Origin of the sequence: Amycolatopsis sp. cmx-11-51, from assembly GCF_047608665.1 — a bacterium.
GTDB lineage: Bacteria > Actinomycetota > Actinomycetes > Mycobacteriales > Pseudonocardiaceae > Amycolatopsis.
In genome coordinates this window covers 177,134-193,179 of sequence record NZ_JADNQO010000005.1, presented here as the reverse complement: position 1 = coordinate 193,179, position 16,046 = coordinate 177,134, and the positions used below count along the sequence as shown (strand labels likewise).

The window sequence follows — 16,046 nt, the reverse complement described above, 5'->3', positions numbered from 1 at the left end:
AAGGCAAATCCGGGCGAGAGGGCATGATTGGCGCCCATGAGCGAGCACTTCGACGTGCACGGCGGAGCACGGCTGGTCGGCGAGGTCGACGTGGTCGGGGCGAAGAACAGCGTCCTGAAACTGATGGCCGCGGCCTTGCTGGCCGAGGGTACGACGACCATCACGAACTGCCCCCAGATCCTGGACGTCCCGCTGATGGGAGACGTCCTGCGCAGTGTCGGCTGCGACGTCGTCATCGACGGCGACACCGCCAAGATCACCACTCCGGCCGAACTGTCGCACCGGGCCGATTCGGCCGCGATGGGCAAGCTGCGCGCGTCGGTGTGCGTGCTGGGTCCGCTGGTCGGGCGGCTCAAGCGAGCCGTCGTGGCGCTGCCGGGCGGCGACGCCATCGGCTCCCGCCCGCTGGACATGCACCAGAACGGCCTGCGCAAGCTGGGCGCCACCAGCACCATCGAGCACGGCTGCGTCGTGGCGAAGGCCGACGGTCTGCGCGGCGCGCAGATCTGGCTGGACTTCCCGAGCGTCGGCGCCACCGAGAACATCCTGATGGCCGCCGTGCTCGCCGAGGGCACCACGGTCATCGACAACGCCGCACGCGAGCCCGAGATCGTCGACATCTGCACGATGCTGATCGAGATGGGCGCGAAGGTCGAAGGTGCCGGCACCTCGACCCTCACCGTCGAGGGCGTCGAGAAGCTGCACCCGACCGAGCACCGCGTGATCGGTGACCGGATCGTGGGCGCGACCTGGGCGTTCGCCGCCGCGATGACCCGGGGCGACCTGACCGTCCGCGGCGTCAACCCGCATTACCTCGACCTGGTCCTCGACAAGCTCCGCCTGGCGGGTGCCGAGGTCGAGACGTTCGGCGACAAGGGTTTCCGCATCGTCCAGACCGAGCGCCCGAAGGCGGTCGACTGGGTGACGTTGCCGTATCCCGGCTTCGCGACCGACCTGCAGCCGTTCGCGGTGGCGCTGTCGGCGGTGTCCGAAGGCACCTCGATGATCACGGAGAACATCTACGAGGCCCGATTCCGGTTCATCGAAGAGATGATGCGGCTCTCCGGCGACGCGCGCACCGACGGGCACCACGCCGTCGTCCGTGGCGTGGAGAATCTCTCCAGCGCGCCGGTGTGGGCAGCGGACATCCGCGCGGGCGCCGGGCTGGTGCTGGCCGGGCTGTGCGCGGACGGCGTCACCGAGGTCTGGGACGTCTTCCACATCGACCGCGGCTACCCGCATTTCGTGGAGAACCTGAACCGTCTCGGCGCGCGGATCGAGCGCGTCTCGGGCGAACCCGACCGGGCCTAGCCTTCGAGCACGAGTGCGGCGCCGAAACCGACCAGCGCGGTTCCGGTGACGCCGTCGAGTGCGCGCCGGACCTCGCGTCGTTCCAGCCAGGTCCGCACGCGGTGCACGAACAACAGCAGCGCCATCAGCCAGATCGCGCCCAGCACCGCGACGGTGTAGGCGAGCAGCAGGGCGTCCCACGCCGAGGTCGTCACGGGGTCGAGGAACTGCGGCAGCACCGACAGGTACAGCACGAGGACCTTCGGATTGGTGATGTTGGAAAGGAAGCCTTCGCGGAAGCGACGGAATCCGCTCGCCCGTTGGTGCTTCGCCGCCGCGACACCGGCGTAGTCGCCCCGCCACGCGCCGCGCAGCGCCTGGAAACCGAGGAAGACCAGGTAGGCGGCACCGACCCACTTCAGCGTCACGAACACCGGCTGCGACTGCGCGATGACGACGCCGAGGCCGAGCGCGGCGGCGGTGCCCTGGACGGAGTTGGCCACGAAGATCCCGGCCGTCGCCAGCAACCCACCGCGGGTGCCGCCGGACAGCGAGTTCTTGAGCATCACCATCGTGTCCGGTCCCGGCGCGAGGACGATCAAGACGACGATGAGCAGATAGCTGCTGTACGAACTCCACGTCACGGTTGCCGACGCTAGACGCCGGGCGCGGACGAGTCTCGCGAATTTCGGTCACAGTCGCCCGCCACGATTCCGGCGAACCCTGGTCAGCGGGATGAAGCGGGCTTGTCGTCCGCTCATGTATCTGGGGATACGGGGCTGGTGCCCGGTGAAACTGGATCCGAAGTGCCCGGAACTGCTCGACATGGAGCATCCGGCCGTGGCTCGTGACCTGATCGCCTCGGCGCAGCGAGAGGTGCGCCGAGGCCCGTAGGTAACCGACGAACGGACACTGCCGCCCGCCTCCCGGACGGGTAGTGTGCGGTGCCATGCATGAGGGGCAGATCGACCTCCTGCCGGGCGAACGGGTCATCTGGGCCGGGACTCCGGTGCGCAGGCCCCTCTTCAACCCCGGTGACTGCTTCAATGTCCCTTTCGGCCTGCTCTGGCTGGCCGCCGTCACTTTGTTCTTCTTCTACAACCACGAAACGGCCTTCCTCACCGTCGCGTGGGTCGTGCTCACCGTTGCCGGCGTGTTCCATCTCGTCGGCAGGCCGCTCATCAGGTACCTCAGGCTCGCCTCGACCACCTACGCCGTGACGGACGGCCGGGTCATCGCGACCAGTTCGCTGGTGCGCCGCAAGGAGGAGTCCGCGGCACTGGCCGAACTGGCGGATCCCGTCGTCACCCCCGGGCCCGGCAAGACCGGGACGATCACGTTCGGCAGGCTCGGCGTGCTGGTGTGGGCGTCGGCGAACTTCGGCGCGGGTTCCGGGAAGGACCGCAAGCCGCCAGTCATCCTGGTGGGTGTCAGCGAGGCGGCGAAAGTGCGGGAAAAGCTCGCGAAAGCCGTTGACGAGGCACGACAGCGCCAGGAACCGGCCGTCGGAGAATGACCCGACTGTGTCCGATTCAACTACGCGGGTGATGTTACCGGCCGGTACACTCAAGCGGTCGTCCAGCGCCGGAGGTGTACCGTGCCCTATCCCACGGACCGTGAACGGGACCGCCCCTGGGTGATGCGGACCTACGCGGGCCACTCGTCCGCGGCCGCGTCCAACGAGCTCTACCGGCGCAACCTCGCCAAGGGGCAGACGGGCCTTTCCGTCGCCTTCGACCTGCCGACGCAGACCGGCTACGACCCGGACCACCAACTGTCCAAGGGCGAGGTCGGCAAGGTCGGCGTCCCGGTTTCCCATCTCGGCGACATGCGGCGGCTCTTCGACGGCATCCCGCTCGCCGAAGCCAACACGTCGATGACGATCAACGCGCCCGCCATGTGGCTGCTGGCGCTCTACGTCTCCGTGGCGCGCGAGCAGGCCGAAGCCGAAGGGCGAGACGTGGACGAGGTGCTGGCCAAACTCACCGGCACCACGCAGAACGACATCATCAAGGAATACCTCTCCCGCGGCACCTACATCTTCCCGCCGGGCCCCAGTCTCCGCCTGATCACCGACATGATCGCGTGGACCGTGCACCACGTGCCGAAGTGGAACCCGATCAACATCTGCAGCTATCACCTGCAGGAAGCCGGTGCGACGCCGACGCAAGAGGTCGCGTACGCGTTGTGCACCGCCATCGCCGTCCTCGACGCCGTCCGGGATTCCGGGCAGGTCGAGCGGGCCGACATGGCCAAGGTGGTCGCGCGGATCTCCTTCTTCGTCAACGCCGGGGTGCGTTTCGTCGAAGAGATGTCCAAGATGCGCGCGTTCACCACGCTCTGGGACGAGATCACGCGGGACCGTTACGGCGTAACGGATCCGAAGGCGCGGCGACTGCGCTACGGCGTGCAGGTCAACTCGCTGGGGCTGACCGAGGCGCAGCCGGAGAACAACGTCCAGCGCATCGTGCTGGAGATGCTCGCGGTCTCGCTTTCCCGTGGCGCCAGGGCCCGCGCGATCCAGTTGCCCGCCTGGAACGAGGCGCTCGGCCTGCCCCGGCCGTGGGATCAGCAGTGGGCGCTGCGGATGCAGCAGGTGCTCGCGTTCGAGACCGATCTGCTGGAGTACGAGGACATCTTCGACGGCTCGCACGTCATCCAGGCCAAGGTCGAAGAAATCATGGCGGGCGCGCGCGAGGAGATCGCGCGGGTGCAGGATCTGGGCGGCGCGGTCGCGGCCGTCGAGAGTGGATACATGAAGTCCCAGCTCGTCGCCTCGCTCGCCGAGTTGCGGCGTGGCATGGAGGACGGCAAGCGGATCCTGGTCGGTGTCAACAAGTTCGAGACCACTGAGCCTTCGCCGTTGCAAGCCGAAGGCGCCAAGGCGATCGAAACGATCGACCCGGCCGTCGAGAAGCAGGCTGTCGCGGCGATCGAAGAATGGCGGGCGCAGCGCGACAACGCGGCCGCCGAGTCGTCGCTGAAGACGTTGAAGGCCATCGCGAAGACCTCGGAGAACCTGTTCGAGGCCACTATCGACTGCGCCCGCGCCGGCGTCACCACCGGCGAATGGTCGGGGGCTCTGCGCGAGGTGTTCGGCGAATACCGCGCTCCCACCGGGGTTTCCGCGTCGGCGGCCGCGGGCGAGGGCAACGCGGAGATCCGCCGCGTGCGTGACCGGGTCAAGACGACGAGCGCCGAGATCGGCGAGCGGCTGCGGATCCTGGTCGGCAAACCCGGTCTCGACGGGCATTCCAACGGCGCCGAGCAGGTGGCCGTGCGAGCGCGCGACGTCGGTTTCGAGGTGGTGTACCAGGGCATCCGGCTCACGCCGGAACAGATCGTCGCGGCGGCCGTCCAGGAGGGCGTGCACGTGGTCGGGCTTTCGGTGCTCTCGGGTTCGCATCTCGAGGTCGTGCCGCAGGTCGTGGACGGGATGCGGGCCGCGGGCGCGGGCGAAATCCCGGTCATCGTCGGTGGCATAATCCCGCCCGACGACGAGAAACTCCTGCTGGAGCGCGGGATCGCGAAAGTGTTCACGCCGAAGGACTACGAACTCACCGACATCATGGACGGAATCGTGGGATTGGTGCGGGAGCGCCACGGCCTGAGCACGTAAAGTCACCGTAAATCTCGGTACCGTAACGGCGGCTGGCGAGGGAGTCACTCACATTGCCTGGGCAAAGGTACCCCCCTACGTTTCGATTGAACCGATTAATCGAAAAGGGGTGCTGCTGTGGCGCACGGCGAGTGGTCAAGGCGGGAATTCTTCCGGCGGTCGGCCGTTCTGGGGGCGGTGACGATCGGCGGCCCGGTGCTGTTGTCCGCGTGCACGTCGACGTCCTCCGGGAACGCGCTGGAGGCGGCGAAGAGCTCCAAGAAGATCAAGATCGGTATCGCGAACGAAGCTCCGTACGGTTTCACGGATCAAACCGGCAAGGTCACCGGTGAGGCGCCGGAAGTCGCGCGCGCCGTCTTCAAGGCCATGGGCATCGACAACGTGGAAGCCGAAGCGGTCTCCTTCGACCAGTTGATTCCCGCCCTCAACGCCAGGAAGTACGACCTCGTGGCGGCCGGGATGAACATCAAGAAGGAACGGTGCGACGCCGCCGCGTTCTCGATCCCCGACTACTCGGCGCTGACCGCTTTGCTGGTGCCGAAGGGAAATCCGCAGCAGGTCCGCAAGTTCGAGGACATCGCCGCGAAGAAGGTCAAGGTCGCCGTGCTCTCGGCCGCCGTCGAGAAGGGCTACGCCACCGATTCCGGCGTCGCGGAAGACCAGATTGTCACCCTCGATTCGCAGGACAACATGCTCCGCGCGGTCACCGACGGTCGCGTCTACTGTGCCGCGCTGACCGACATCTCCCTCAAGGACGTCCTGAGCAAGAGTCCTGGCGCGGCAGCCGAAGTCACGCCCGGTTTCGATCCGATCAAGGACGGGCAGCCGGTCGTTTCCGCGGGCGCCTTCGTCTTCCGCAAGGACGACAACCCGCTGCGCGAGGCGTTCAACGCCGAACTCAAGAAACTGCACGACAGCGGCGAGTGGACCAGGATCGTGACGCCGTTCGGGTTCTCGGCGGACAACCTGCCGAAGGCCGATGTCACCACAGAGAAACTCTGCGCGGTGTAACGGGGCTGACGTCATGTCGTCGTCGGTATCGCATATCATCACGTCCGTCCTCAGTGGACTGACCGCGACCGTCACCGCCGCGCTCGGCGGGATCGCGGTCACCGTCGTGCTCTCGTTGATCGCGGGCCTCGCGCTCCGATCGCCGTCCAGGGTCGTGCGGGGGATTTCCCGGGTCTACGTGGAGATCTTTCGCGGCACCTCGGAGGTCGTCCAACTGTTCTGGTTGTATTTCGTCCTGCCGGTGCTGGTGGGCTTCCAGCTGGTCCCGATGTTCGCCGGGATCCTGGTGCTCGGCCTGAACCACGGTGCTTACGGTGCCGAGATCGTCCGCGGCGCGGTGAACTCCGTCCCGCGGGCGCAGTTCGAAGGTGCCGTCGCACTCAACCTGTCGCCCGCCCAGCGGATGCGCCGGGTGATCCTGCCGCAGGCGTTCGCGGAAATGCTGCCGCCGTTCAACAACCTGTTCATCCAGTTGCTGAAGAGCACCGCTCTGCTCTCGTTCATCGCGGTTCCGGAGATGGCACGGCAAGGTGAACTGCTGCGACCGGTGTTCGGTTCCGAGATCGGCTGGATCTACGGCACCGAACTCGTGCTCTACCTCCTGATCGCCCTGCTGATCACCAGTGGGATGCGGGCGCTGGAGCGGGTCGCGGCGCGGCGTCTCGGCAGGACGCCGTCGAAGATGACGGCCGCGGCGGGGGGTGTCTGATGGACTGGAGCTGGGAAGCGGCGTTCGACTCGATTCCCCTGCTGTTGAAGGGTTTGCTTGTCACCGTCGAGATCACCCTGCTCGCCTCGGTGGTCGCGTACGCGCTCGGGCTGGTGTTCGCCCTGGTCCGGCGCGCGGAGATCCCGGTGCTGTCTCGTGCGGTGTGGATGTTCATCGAGTTCGTCCGCAGTACGCCGTTGCTGATCCAGGTGTTCGCGATCTTCTACCTGGTGCCGCCGCTGACGGGGTTCACGATGTCGCCGTTCGTCACCGGTGTCGTGGCACTCGGCGTGCATTACGCGACCTACTCGGCCGAGGTCTACCGCGCCGGGATCGAGGCTGTCCCGAAAGGACAGTGGGAGGCCGCGACCGCGCTGAATCTGCCCCGGCGACGGGTGTGGACGGCGGTCGTCCTGCCGCAAGCGGTCCCTCGGGTGCTGCCCGCGTTGGGCAATTACACGATCTCGCTGTTCAAGGAGACCCCGCTGCTACTGGGGATCGGTGTTCTCGACGTGCTCAACCGGGCGAAAGAGGTCGGCGCCGAGACATTCCGCGTCATCGAGCCGTACACCCTGGCCGGGGTGCTGTTCCTGCTGGTGAGCCTGCCGGCGTCGATTCTGGTGAGAAGGTTGGAGCGTCGTGCCGCCCTCAGTTGATTCCCCGATGATCCGGTTCTCGCAGGTGGTCAAGTCCTACGGTGACCACGTCGTGCTGCGGGACCTCGATTTCACCGTCGCGCCGGGGGAGTTCGTCTCGCTGATCGGGCCGAGCGGGTCCGGGAAGACGACGATCCTGCGGTTGCTGATGACCCTGGAGCGGGTCGACGGCGGCACCATCGAGGTCTGCGGTGACTACCTCAGCCATATGAAGCGCGGCGAGAAGCTGGTGCCCGCCGACGAAAAGTACCTGCGGGCCGTGCGCAAGCGGATCGGTATGGTGTTCCAGCAGTTCAACCTGTTCCCGAACATGAACGTGCTGCGCAACATCACCGAGGCGCCGATCCATTCACTCGGCGTCGCCCGCGACGAGGCCGAGGCACGAGCCCTCGAACTGTTGGAGATGGTCGGGCTTTCGGACAAGAAGGACGCGCATCCCACGCGGCTTTCCGGCGGCCAGCAGCAGCGCGTCGCGATCGCGCGGGCGCTCGCGATGCGGCCGGACGTGCTGCTGCTGGACGAGGTGACTTCGGCGCTGGACCCTGAACTGGTCGCGGACGTCCTGCGGGTACTGCGCGAGATCGCCGCGTCGACCGACATCACGATCCTGTGCGTCACGCACGAGATGCAGTTCGCGCGCGATGTTTCGGATCGGGTGATGATGTTCGACCAGGGGCAGGTGCTGGAGGACGCCGCGCCGGACAAGTTGTTCAACGATCCCGATCACGACCGGACCCGGCGATTTCTCAAGGCGGTGATCGACCGCGCTTGAGGTGGGAGCTGAAGGGGACTTTTCCCGCATGTCATGCGGGGAAAGCGCCCTTCGCCGCGTGGGACGAGGGGAAAGTCCCCTTCAGCTCCCGAGGATCTCCTTGGTCGAGGTGACCGTGGCGAACCCGCCGCCGTGCAGGTTCGTCGCGGTCGCCCTGGACAGCTCGTCGGCGGTGAGGACGCTCCCGTCCGGCCCGGCGAGGTCGAAGGTGAACGTGGCGTCGAGCGCGAAAGTGACGTCGTAGCCCAGGTTCCCGCCGACACGCGCGGTGGTCTCGCAGCAGAAGTTCGTCTGGATGCCGGCGAGCACGAACGACGTGATGCCGCGCGTCTTCAGCCAGCCGTCGAGGTCGATGTCGCCGTGGAAGGCCGAGTTGACCTTCTTGCCGAACACCAGATCCGCGCGCACGCCGTCGAGTTCGGGCTTGAAGTGGTTGCCCTCCTGGCCCGGCTGCAGCGACGAGCCGGGTTTGACCGAGTCGTGGTGCACCAGCACGATCGGCAGCCCGCGCTCCTGGTAGGCGTCGACGAGCGCTTTGATGTTGGCTTCCGCGCCGGGATTGTTGCGCGGTCCCCAGACCGGCTTGTCGAAGCCGCGCTGGACGTCGATCACGAGTAGGGCCTTGGTGTTCTCAGTGGTCATGGCTTCGATTTTCCTGCGTTCCGCGGCCGGACGGGAGTGGCAGAAGAAGCGCGATGCGGTACTTTTCTGCCATGCGCATCGTGGGCGTTCTCCTTCTGCCGGGTAGCCGGGCGTTCGACCTGGGCGTGATCGGCGAGGTCTGGGGCGTGGACCGGACCGACAGCGGCATCGGCCCGTTCGAGGTCCGCCTGTGCTCGCCGGGCCGGACGCCGGTCGCCAGTCATCCGTTCGGGTCGCTCGGGGCGACTCACGGGCTCGGCGGCCTCGAAGGCTGCGATCTCGTCCTCGTGCCCGGCAGGGTCGATCCGCATGCCGAGGTGCCCGCGGCCGCCGTCGCCGCGCTGCGCAAGGCGCACCGGGCCGGGGTCACCGTGGCGTCGCTGTGTTCCGGGGCCTTCACCCTGGCCGCGGCCGGGCTGCTCGACGGCCGTTCGGTCACCACGCATTGGCGGCTGCTGGATGATCTCGAAACCGCCGCTCGCGACGCCGTCGTCCAGCGGGACGTCCTGTTCACCGACGAGGGTGACGTGCTGACGTCCGCCGGGGTGGTCGGCGGCCTCGACCTGTGCCTGCACCTGGTGCGGCGCGATCATGGCGCGGAGGTCGCGGCCGCGCTCGCCCGCCGTCTCGTGATGCCGCCCGCGCGGGAAGGTGGACAACGTCAGTACGTCGACAACCCGTTGCCGCCCAAGCCGTCACGGCCGAGTGTTTCGTCCACAATGGACTGGGCGCTGGCGCGGATCGCCGACGACATCGGCGTCGACGACCTCGTCGGCCACGCCGGGCTGAGCGAGCGGACCTTCCACCGCGAATTCGCGGCGGCCACCGGGGTGACGCCGGGGCGGTGGCTGCGCGCGCAGCGGGTCCGGCTCGCGCGGCGACTGCTGGAGACGACCGAGCTGCCGGTCGAGCGGGTCGCGCAGCGCTCCGGACTCGGCACCGCAGCCAACCTGCGGCGACGGCTGCGGGCCGACGTCGGCGTCGGGCCCGATTCGTATCGCCGGACGTTCCGGTCGGTTACCGTCGAAGCATGGCCGAGTACGAGCACATCCTCGTGAAACGTGACGGCGACACCGTCACCATCACCATGAACCGCGCTGCGCGGCGGAACTCGCTGTCGGCGGACCACCTCGCCGAACTGCTCGCGGCGTTCCGCGCGGCAGGGGAGACCGACGCCACCGGGATCGTCCTGGCCGGCGCCGGACCGGTGTTCTCGGCGGGACACGACTTCGGCGACGTCTCCGCACGCGACCTGACGGGCGTGCGTGAGCTGCTGCGGGTGTGCACGGACCTGATGGGCACGATGCAGTCAGTGCCGCAGGTCGTCGTCGCGCGGGTGCACGGGCTCGCGACCGCGGCGGGCTGTCAGCTGGTGGCCACCTGCGACCTCGCCGTCGCCGCCGAATCCGCCGGATTCGCCCTGCCCGGCGGCAAGGGCGGCTGGTTCTGTCACACCCCCGCGGTGCCGGTGGCCCGGTCGATCGGGCGGAAACGGCTGATGGAACTGGCGCTCACCGGCGACGTCGTCGACGCGGCGACCGCGCTGGACTGGGGCCTGGTGAACCGCGTGGTCCCGGACGACTCGCTGGACGACGCCGTCGCCTCGCTCCTGGCGCGCGCGACGCGGGGGAGCCGGGCGAGCAAGGCGTTGGGGAAGCAGACCCTCTACGCGCAGCTGGACCGGCCCGAGGCCGACGCCTACGCGCTGGCGCTGGAGGTCATGGCCTCGGCGTCGCAGCTGCCCGGGGCGCGCGAGGGAATGGCGGCCTTCCTGGAGAAGCGTTCCCCGGTCTGGCCCGACTGAGGGCCGAAGTGCAGTGAAGGCCGTCCGCAAGTCCGTGAAGGACCCCTTCACGGACGCTCAGCCGCAGAAACCCGATCCCCAGGGGCGGTGAGAGAGTTCAGTGGCGTTCGCGCAGCAGCAGGAGCGTGTAAGCGGCCAACGTCTGCGCGTCGGTGATGTCACCCGAAGTGATCATCTTCTCGAACTCGCCCCGCTCGAACCACGCCGTCCGCATGTCCTGCTCTTCGATCTCACGCTGAGCTTCACCCTGCGTGAGATCCGTGGCGAGGAACACGCGCCCGCGCTGGCTCGACATGCCGGCGGCGATGTCGGTGGGGCCGAGGTCGGTCATCGACCCCGCGACCAGCCCGGTCTCCTCGCGTAGTTCGCGGGCGGCGAGCTCGGGCGGCGGGACGTTGGCGCGGTCGGGGGCGGTACCCATCGGGAACTCCCAGCGCCGGAGGCCGAGCGGATAGCGGAACTGCTCGACCAGGTGAAACCTGGCCCCGTCGAAGGGGATCACCACGGCGCAGGTGGGCTTGTCGACGACGGCGTAGATCCCTTCGGAACCATCGGGCCGCCGCACGGTGTCCTCGCGCACGGTCATCCAGTTGTTCCGGTACACCTCGCGCGAGCTGACACGCTGAATGGGGTCCATGCGACCAGTATCGCGATGCTTGTCCTACCCTCGCGGGGTGCGCTTAGTGATCGCTCGCTGCCAGGTCGACTACGCCGGCCGTCTGACCGCCCATCTGCCGATGGCCACCCGCCTGTTGCTGGTGAAGGCCGACGGCTCGGTGTCCGTGCACTCGGACGACCGCGCCTACAAGCCGCTGAACTGGATGAGCCCGCCGTGCTGGCTGATCGAGGACGGCAAGCTGTGGATCGTCGAGAACAAGCAGGGGGAGAAGCTCGTCATCACGATCGACGAGATCTTCCACGACCACGCTCAGGAACTCGGCGCGGAACCGGGCCTGCAGAAGGACGGCGTCGAGGCGCACCTGCAGGAACTGCTCGCCGAGCACATCAAGACCCTCGGTGAGGGCTACACCCTGGTGCGGCGGGAGTTCCCGACCGCGATCGGGCCGGTCGACATCATGGCGCGTGACTCCTCGGGTGGCAGTGTCGCCGTCGAGATCAAACGGCGCGGTGAGATCGACGGCGTCGAGCAGTTGACGCGGTACCTCGAACTGCTCAACCGCGACCCGCTGCTGGCGCCGGTGCAGGGTGTCTTCGCGGCGCAGATCATCAAGCCCCAGGCGCGAGTGCTGGCCGAGGACCGGGGGATCCGGTGCCTCACGCTGGACTACGACGCGCTGCGCGGTATCGAGTCGGACGAATTCCGCCTCTTCTGACCCTCCCCCTTCCCACGCGATTCGTCCTCTAGTTGCGGTAGTTGCGCGTGCAACCACCGCAACTAGAGGACTACTTGCGGTGGGGGCGCACTGAACAGCCGATATCCAATCGAGTCCCGCGCTTTGTATCTGCATTCTTTCCCGCGCCACAGAATGCCCTAAGGGGCGGCGGGAAATTAACGAACTCGGCTCCTCCTGCAAAAGAACCAGCTATTTATGGGTCATTCGGGTGAACGCCGGATTCCTCGGTCTCGCGCTGTGTCACACTCGATTTCCGCGAGGGGTACCACCGACATCCGGTGGTCGTGGGTGCAGGGGTGATGGGTCATGGCTGATTCCGAAAAGCGTGTCGATCTGGTGCTTGAAGGCGGCGGCGTCAAAGGTATCGGGTTGCTCGGCGCGGTGCTGGAGTTGCACGAAGCCGGGTACTCGTTCCCGCGGATCGCCGGGACGAGCGCGGGGGCGATCGTCGCGACGCTGGTCGCCGCTTATCAGAAGGCCGGGAAGGATCTCGGTGGCCTGGAAGCGGTGATGAACGACTTGGACTGCCGCCGGTTCCAGGATCAGTCCCCGCTCGACAAGGTCACCGGCGTGATCGGCGACGGCGTCGACTTGATCCTGCACGACGGGATGCACTCCGGTGACTATCTCGCCGAATGGCTCTCGCCGTTGCTGGACGAGGTCGGTGTGCGTACTTTCGCCGATCTCGCCATCAACGATCCCGAAGGTACTTTGCTTCCTTGTCAACAGTATTCCCTGGTCGTTCACGTCAGCGACCTGACCCGTCGTGCGCTCGTCCGCTTGCCCTGGGATTATTCCCAGTACGGCCGCGATCCCGGCGCGGAAAAGATCGTCGACGCCGTCCGCGCGTCGATGTCCATTCCGCTCTACTTCCGGCCGGTGCAGTTCGGTGTCCGCCCGGCGGGCACCGTCACCTGGGTCGACGGCGGTCTGCTGTCGAATTTCCCGATCACCGTGTTCGACCGGACCGATGCGAAACCCGCGCGCTGGCCGACCTGGGGCGTGAAGCTTTCCGGGGAACCCGTGGGCGGCAGGGACGAACCGGTGAAGAGCGCGTTGCGGATCGCCATCGGTTCACTCGAAACCCTGATGTCGGACTGGAATCGTTACCGGTTGCACGAGGAAGGTGTGAACCGGCGGACGGTGTACGTCGACACGACCGGGGTCTCCGCCGTCGACTTCGGGCTCGGTGAAGAGGAGAAGAAGCACCTCTTCGAAAACGGGCGGGAGGCCGCGCGGCGGTTTCTGGAAAAGATTGTGCCGCAGTGAACTCGCCGGCGGTATTCCGGTGGGATGAGGGATAGGAGGATCCCATGCGTTATCGCCCGATCGGCAGTGAACCCGCGGACGGCCGCCTCGGCCGGTTCGTCCCGGACGACTGGCGCCACGTCGAGCGCTATCCGCTGACCGCGCTGGCCACCGAGGACCGGCCCACGAGGTCGCCGGTCGTCATCGGTGTCAACTGGTACAAGGAGTTCGACGTCCCGGAAAAGGACGAGAAGTCCGGTGAGTTCTTCGTCGCGAAGGGCGGCGCCAAAACGCTCACCCGTATCCGCGGTGGGCACTGCGTCTGCCTCGAACCCGGCGAACCGACCGACGGCGACACCCAGTACGCCTTTTACGACCAAGGCAAGGAAGGCGCCTGCGTCGGGTTCGGCTGGTCGCGCTGCATGACGTTGTTCAACGGCGATCTCTACGGCGCGCGGTGGCTGTGGGACCAGTCGAAGTTGCGTGACGAATGGGGCGAGACCAATCCCGGTGACAACAACGGCACGTCCGTCCGCGCGGCGGCCGAGGTGTTGCTCGAACTGGGACACGTCCTGTGGTCGGAAGGCTATGCCGACGACGACCACGTCAAGCGGGCCGCCTACACGCCGGACGTCAAGAACGGCATCCAGGCCTACCGTTGGGCGAAGACCGTCGAAGAGGTGCACGAGGTACTCGGCAACCCGCGTGCCGACGAACTCGGCGCGGTGCCGTTCCTCAACTCGTGGGGTTCCGGCTACCCGCACCGCACGTTCATGCCGGATGACGTCCTCGCCCGGTTGATCAAGGAGGACGGCGAAGTCGGCCTGCCCACGGACCGGTAAACCCCCGCCGGTAGCGGGAAAGGGTCGTTCCTGACCGGAGCGGCCCTTTTCTGGTGGCACTCCCGGTCGGAGGCGATCCCGGTCCGAACCGGCGGCGCATTCCTGCCCGGTCCGCGGAGCGTCACCGCCAACGGCTCCGGTGTCCACGTGGTCCGGAGTCACCGTGAACAGGAAGCTGAACGCGCCGCCGATGGCCGCGTCGGCCAAGCGCGGAACGGGAATCGACCACGGCGGTTCTGCCGATCACCGGACAGGAATTGTCAAGAACAGCCCCAAAACAGACACTACAGGGCGGTCGCCCGCCGCCCATGCTGCCGTTCCTGAATCCATGCAGTATGGTCCGCGATTGACGCGTTACCGGCGTTTCTCGTGGACATTTTCAGTATGGAGGTGGGTCGGTTGCACGTGCTGGCCGATGCGAACCTGCGGCTCGACGCGAGTCCTGTCGACTACGTCCTGCTCGCCTTCTATTTCGCGCTGGTGCTCGGCATCGGGTACATGGCGCGAAGGTCGGTTTCGAGCAGCCTGGACTTCTTCCTCTCCGGCCGTTCGCTGCCCGCCTGGGTCACCGGCCTCGCCTTCATCTCGGCGAACCTCGGCGCGGTCGAGATCATGGGCATGTCGGCCAACGGCGTGCTCTACGGCCTGCCGACCTTCCACTACTTCTGGATCGGCGCGATCCCGGCGATGCTGTTCCTCGGCATCGTGATGATGCCGTTCTACTACGGCTCGAAGGTCCGCAGTGTCCCGGAGTTCATGCTCCGCCGGTTCGGCAAACCCGCCCACCTCGTCAACGGCATCAGCTTCGCGAGTGCGCAGATCCTCATCGCCGGCGCGAACCTGTTCCTGCTCGCCAGTGTCGTGAACCTCCTGCTCGGCTGGCCGCTGTGGGTGTCGATCATCGTCGCGGCCGCGGTCGTGCTCTCCTACACCGCGCTCGGCGGCCTCTCCGCCGCGATCTACAACGAGGTCCTGCAGTTCTTCGTGATCGTCGCGGCGCTGCTGCCGCTGACCATCGTCGGCCTGGTGAAGGTCGGCGGCTGGCAGGGCCTCGTCGACAAGGTCACCGCCAGCCCCGGTGGCGACGCGCAGCTGTCCTCCTGGCCGGGTGACAACCTCACCGGCTTCGGTAACAGCTTCCTCTCGATCCTCGGTCTCGTCTTCGGTCTCGGTTTCGTGCTGTCCTTCGGGTACTGGACCACGAACTTCGTCGAGGTCCAGCGTGCCATGGCGTCGAAGAGCATGTCCGCCGCGCGGCGGACACCGATCATCGGCGCGTTCCCGAAGATGTTCATCCCGTTCATCGTGATCATTCCCGGCATGATCGCGGCGGTCACCGTGTCCGAGTACGTCCAGGACAAGCAGATCCTGCTCGAAGGCGGCGAAGCGCCCAGCGGGGTCACCGCGAACAACGCGATCCTGCTGCTGATGCGCGACCTGCTGCCCAACGGCATGCTCGGCGTCGCGATCGCCGGTCTCCTCGCGTCCTTCATGGCCGGTATGGCGGCGAACCTGAGTTCGTTCAACACCGTCTTCACCTACGACATCTGGCAGTCGTACGTGAAGAAGAACGAGTCCGACGGCTACTACCTCCGTCTCGGCCGCCTGGTCACCGCGGCGGGCACGGTGCTGGCGATCGGCACCGCGTTCATCGCGTCGAACTCCGGGAACATCCTGACCTATCTGCAGGACCTGTTCTCCTTCTTCAACGCGCCGCTGTTCGCCACCTTCATCCTCGGCATGTTCTGGAAGCGGATGACGGCGACGGCGGGCTGGGTCGGACTGGTCTCCGGTACCGCGTCCGCGATCACCGTGTGGCTCCTGTCGCAGGCCGGGATTCTCGGCCTCACCGGGCAGGGCGTCAGCTTCGTGGCCGCCGGTACGGCGTTCGCCGTCGACATCGTGGTCAGCGTCGCGGTTTCGCTCGCCACCGCGCCGAAGCCGGAAGCCCAGTTGGTCGGACTCGTCTACTCCCTCACCCCGAAGGAGTCGCTGAAGCACGACGAAACCGGCGACGACGCGGGCTGGTACCGCAAGCCGGGCCTGCTCGCGGGCATCGTGCTGATCCTGACCATCGTGCTCAACATCATCTTCTAGG

General features: G+C 67.0%; 17 protein-coding genes. 14 read left to right on the top strand and 3 right to left on the bottom strand.

Translation table 11 applies throughout. The features are described 5' to 3' along the window. Positions 1-36 precede the first annotated feature (36 nt). Entirely contained in the window at positions 37-1,311 is a 1,275-nt protein-coding gene (gene murA, locus ACM6LU_RS20485) for a UDP-N-acetylglucosamine 1-carboxyvinyltransferase (RefSeq protein WP_414939320.1), read from the top strand. On the opposite strand, the gene ACM6LU_RS20480 is transcribed toward murA, so the two are convergent. Then, the gene (locus ACM6LU_RS20480; RefSeq protein WP_414939319.1) at positions 1,308-1,934 is read right to left on the bottom strand and encodes a LysE family translocator; all 627 of its coding nucleotides are present in this window, start codon (positions 1,932-1,934) and stop codon (positions 1,308-1,310) included. The two genes, murA and ACM6LU_RS20480, sit on opposite strands and share 4 nt — an antisense overlap. Positions 1,935-2,049: 115 nt before the next feature. On the opposite strand from ACM6LU_RS20480, the gene ACM6LU_RS20475 reads away from it, so the two are divergent. From ACM6LU_RS20475 to ehuA, 7 genes are all read left to right on the top strand, one after another. Next, entirely contained in the window at positions 2,050-2,184 is a 135-nt protein-coding gene (locus tag ACM6LU_RS20475; protein ID WP_414939318.1) for a hypothetical protein, read from the top strand. 55 nt (positions 2,185-2,239) lie between these two features. Further along, entirely contained in the window at positions 2,240-2,806 is a 567-nt protein-coding gene (locus tag ACM6LU_RS20470) for a hypothetical protein (RefSeq protein ID WP_414939317.1), read from the top strand. A gap of 81 nt (positions 2,807-2,887) precedes the next feature. After that, positions 2,888-4,909, top strand: a complete 2,022-nt coding sequence (locus ACM6LU_RS20465; protein WP_414939316.1) for a protein meaA — start codon at positions 2,888-2,890, stop codon at positions 4,907-4,909. Between the two features lie 117 nt (positions 4,910-5,026). Then, complete coding sequence (gene ehuB, locus ACM6LU_RS20460) at positions 5,027-5,920, top strand: ectoine/hydroxyectoine ABC transporter substrate-binding protein EhuB (protein WP_414939315.1); 894 nt, start codon at positions 5,027-5,029, stop codon at positions 5,918-5,920. A 13-nt stretch (positions 5,921-5,933) separates the two neighbouring features. After that, complete coding sequence (gene ehuC, locus ACM6LU_RS20455) at positions 5,934-6,629, top strand: ectoine/hydroxyectoine ABC transporter permease subunit EhuC (protein ID WP_414939314.1); 696 nt, start codon at positions 5,934-5,936, stop codon at positions 6,627-6,629. Further along, complete coding sequence (ehuD, locus tag ACM6LU_RS20450) at positions 6,629-7,285, top strand: ectoine/hydroxyectoine ABC transporter permease subunit EhuD (protein WP_414939313.1); 657 nt, start codon at positions 6,629-6,631, stop codon at positions 7,283-7,285. Before ehuC ends, ehuD begins: the two co-directional genes overlap by 1 nt. Positions 7,286-7,292: 7 nt before the next feature. After that, positions 7,293-8,057 (top strand): ectoine/hydroxyectoine ABC transporter ATP-binding protein EhuA, encoded by a 765-nt coding sequence (gene ehuA / locus ACM6LU_RS20445; protein ID WP_414939553.1) that lies wholly within the window; start codon positions 7,293-7,295, stop codon positions 8,055-8,057. 81 nt (positions 8,058-8,138) lie between these two features. Here ehuA and ACM6LU_RS20440 read toward each other — a convergent pair whose 3' ends face one another. Beyond that, positions 8,139-8,699: a cysteine hydrolase family protein gene (locus ACM6LU_RS20440; protein ID WP_414939312.1), complete on the bottom strand. Its 561-nt coding sequence runs from the start codon at positions 8,697-8,699 to the stop codon at positions 8,139-8,141. 71 nt (positions 8,700-8,770) lie between these two features. Here ACM6LU_RS20440 and ACM6LU_RS20435 point away from each other — a divergent pair, with 71 nt between their 5' ends. Both ACM6LU_RS20435 and ACM6LU_RS20430 read left to right on the top strand, forming a co-directional pair. Then, positions 8,771-9,757 carry a GlxA family transcriptional regulator gene (locus tag ACM6LU_RS20435; protein ID WP_414939311.1) on the top strand — a complete coding sequence of 329 codons (987 nt, stop codon included), beginning with the start codon at positions 8,771-8,773 and terminating at the stop codon, positions 9,755-9,757. Next, a complete protein-coding gene (locus ACM6LU_RS20430; RefSeq protein ID WP_414939310.1) occupies positions 9,730-10,503 on the top strand; it encodes an enoyl-CoA hydratase-related protein in 774 nt (257 codons plus the stop codon). The genes ACM6LU_RS20435 and ACM6LU_RS20430 overlap by 28 nt, the downstream gene beginning before the upstream one ends. A 97-nt stretch (positions 10,504-10,600) precedes the next feature. Here the strand turns inward: ACM6LU_RS20430 and ACM6LU_RS20425 are convergent, their stop codons facing one another. Beyond that, positions 10,601-11,140 carry an NUDIX domain-containing protein gene (locus ACM6LU_RS20425; RefSeq protein WP_414939309.1) on the bottom strand — a complete coding sequence of 180 codons (540 nt, stop codon included), beginning with the start codon at positions 11,138-11,140 and terminating at the stop codon, positions 10,601-10,603. Between the two features lie 37 nt (positions 11,141-11,177). Here ACM6LU_RS20425 and nucS point away from each other — a divergent pair, with 37 nt between their 5' ends. The 4 genes from nucS to ACM6LU_RS20405 all read left to right on the top strand — a co-directional run bounded on the left by nucS (position 11,178) and on the right by ACM6LU_RS20405 (position 16,045). Further along, the gene (nucS, locus tag ACM6LU_RS20420; RefSeq protein ID WP_414939308.1) at positions 11,178-11,837 is read left to right on the top strand and encodes an endonuclease NucS; all 660 of its coding nucleotides are present in this window, start codon (positions 11,178-11,180) and stop codon (positions 11,835-11,837) included. A gap of 327 nt (positions 11,838-12,164) precedes the next feature. Continuing rightward, complete coding sequence (locus tag ACM6LU_RS20415; RefSeq protein WP_414939307.1) at positions 12,165-13,127, top strand: patatin-like phospholipase family protein; 963 nt, start codon at positions 12,165-12,167, stop codon at positions 13,125-13,127. 44 nt (positions 13,128-13,171) lie between these two features. Beyond that, complete coding sequence (locus ACM6LU_RS20410) at positions 13,172-13,948, top strand: hypothetical protein (protein WP_414939306.1); 777 nt, start codon at positions 13,172-13,174, stop codon at positions 13,946-13,948. Positions 13,949-14,347: 399 nt separating this feature from the next. After that, positions 14,348-16,045: a sodium:solute symporter family protein gene (locus ACM6LU_RS20405; RefSeq protein ID WP_414939552.1), complete on the top strand. Its 1,698-nt coding sequence runs from the start codon at positions 14,348-14,350 to the stop codon at positions 16,043-16,045. The last annotated feature ends 1 nt before the right edge of the window (position 16,046 follow it).

Bases quoted from the DNA above. Each gene is read 5' to 3' on its own strand.
- ACM6LU_RS20475 (WP_414939318.1), top strand. From the start codon at position 2,050: ATGTATCTGGGGATACGGGGCTGGTGCCCGGTGAAACTGGATCCGAAG.
- ACM6LU_RS20470 (WP_414939317.1), top strand. From the start codon at position 2,240: ATGCATGAGGGGCAGATCGACCTCCTGCCGGGCGAACGGGTCATCTGG.
- ACM6LU_RS20430 (WP_414939310.1), top strand. From the start codon at position 9,730: ATGGCCGAGTACGAGCACATCCTCGTGAAACGTGACGGCGACACCGTC.
- ACM6LU_RS20410 (WP_414939306.1), top strand. From the start codon at position 13,172: ATGCGTTATCGCCCGATCGGCAGTGAACCCGCGGACGGCCGCCTCGGC.
- ehuC (WP_414939314.1), top strand. From the start codon at position 5,934: ATGTCGTCGTCGGTATCGCATATCATCACGTCCGTCCTCAGTGGACTG.
- murA (WP_414939320.1), top strand. From the start codon at position 37: ATGAGCGAGCACTTCGACGTGCACGGCGGAGCACGGCTGGTCGGCGAG.
- ACM6LU_RS20415 (WP_414939307.1), top strand. From the start codon at position 12,165: ATGGCTGATTCCGAAAAGCGTGTCGATCTGGTGCTTGAAGGCGGCGGC.
- ACM6LU_RS20435 (WP_414939311.1), top strand. From the start codon at position 8,771: ATGCGCATCGTGGGCGTTCTCCTTCTGCCGGGTAGCCGGGCGTTCGAC.
- ehuD (WP_414939313.1), top strand. From the start codon at position 6,629: ATGGACTGGAGCTGGGAAGCGGCGTTCGACTCGATTCCCCTGCTGTTG.
- ACM6LU_RS20425 (WP_414939309.1), bottom strand. From the start codon at position 11,140: ATGGACCCCATTCAGCGTGTCAGCTCGCGCGAGGTGTACCGGAACAAC.
- ehuA (WP_414939553.1), top strand. From the start codon at position 7,293: ATGATCCGGTTCTCGCAGGTGGTCAAGTCCTACGGTGACCACGTCGTG.
- ACM6LU_RS20440 (WP_414939312.1), bottom strand. From the start codon at position 8,699: ATGACCACTGAGAACACCAAGGCCCTACTCGTGATCGACGTCCAGCGC.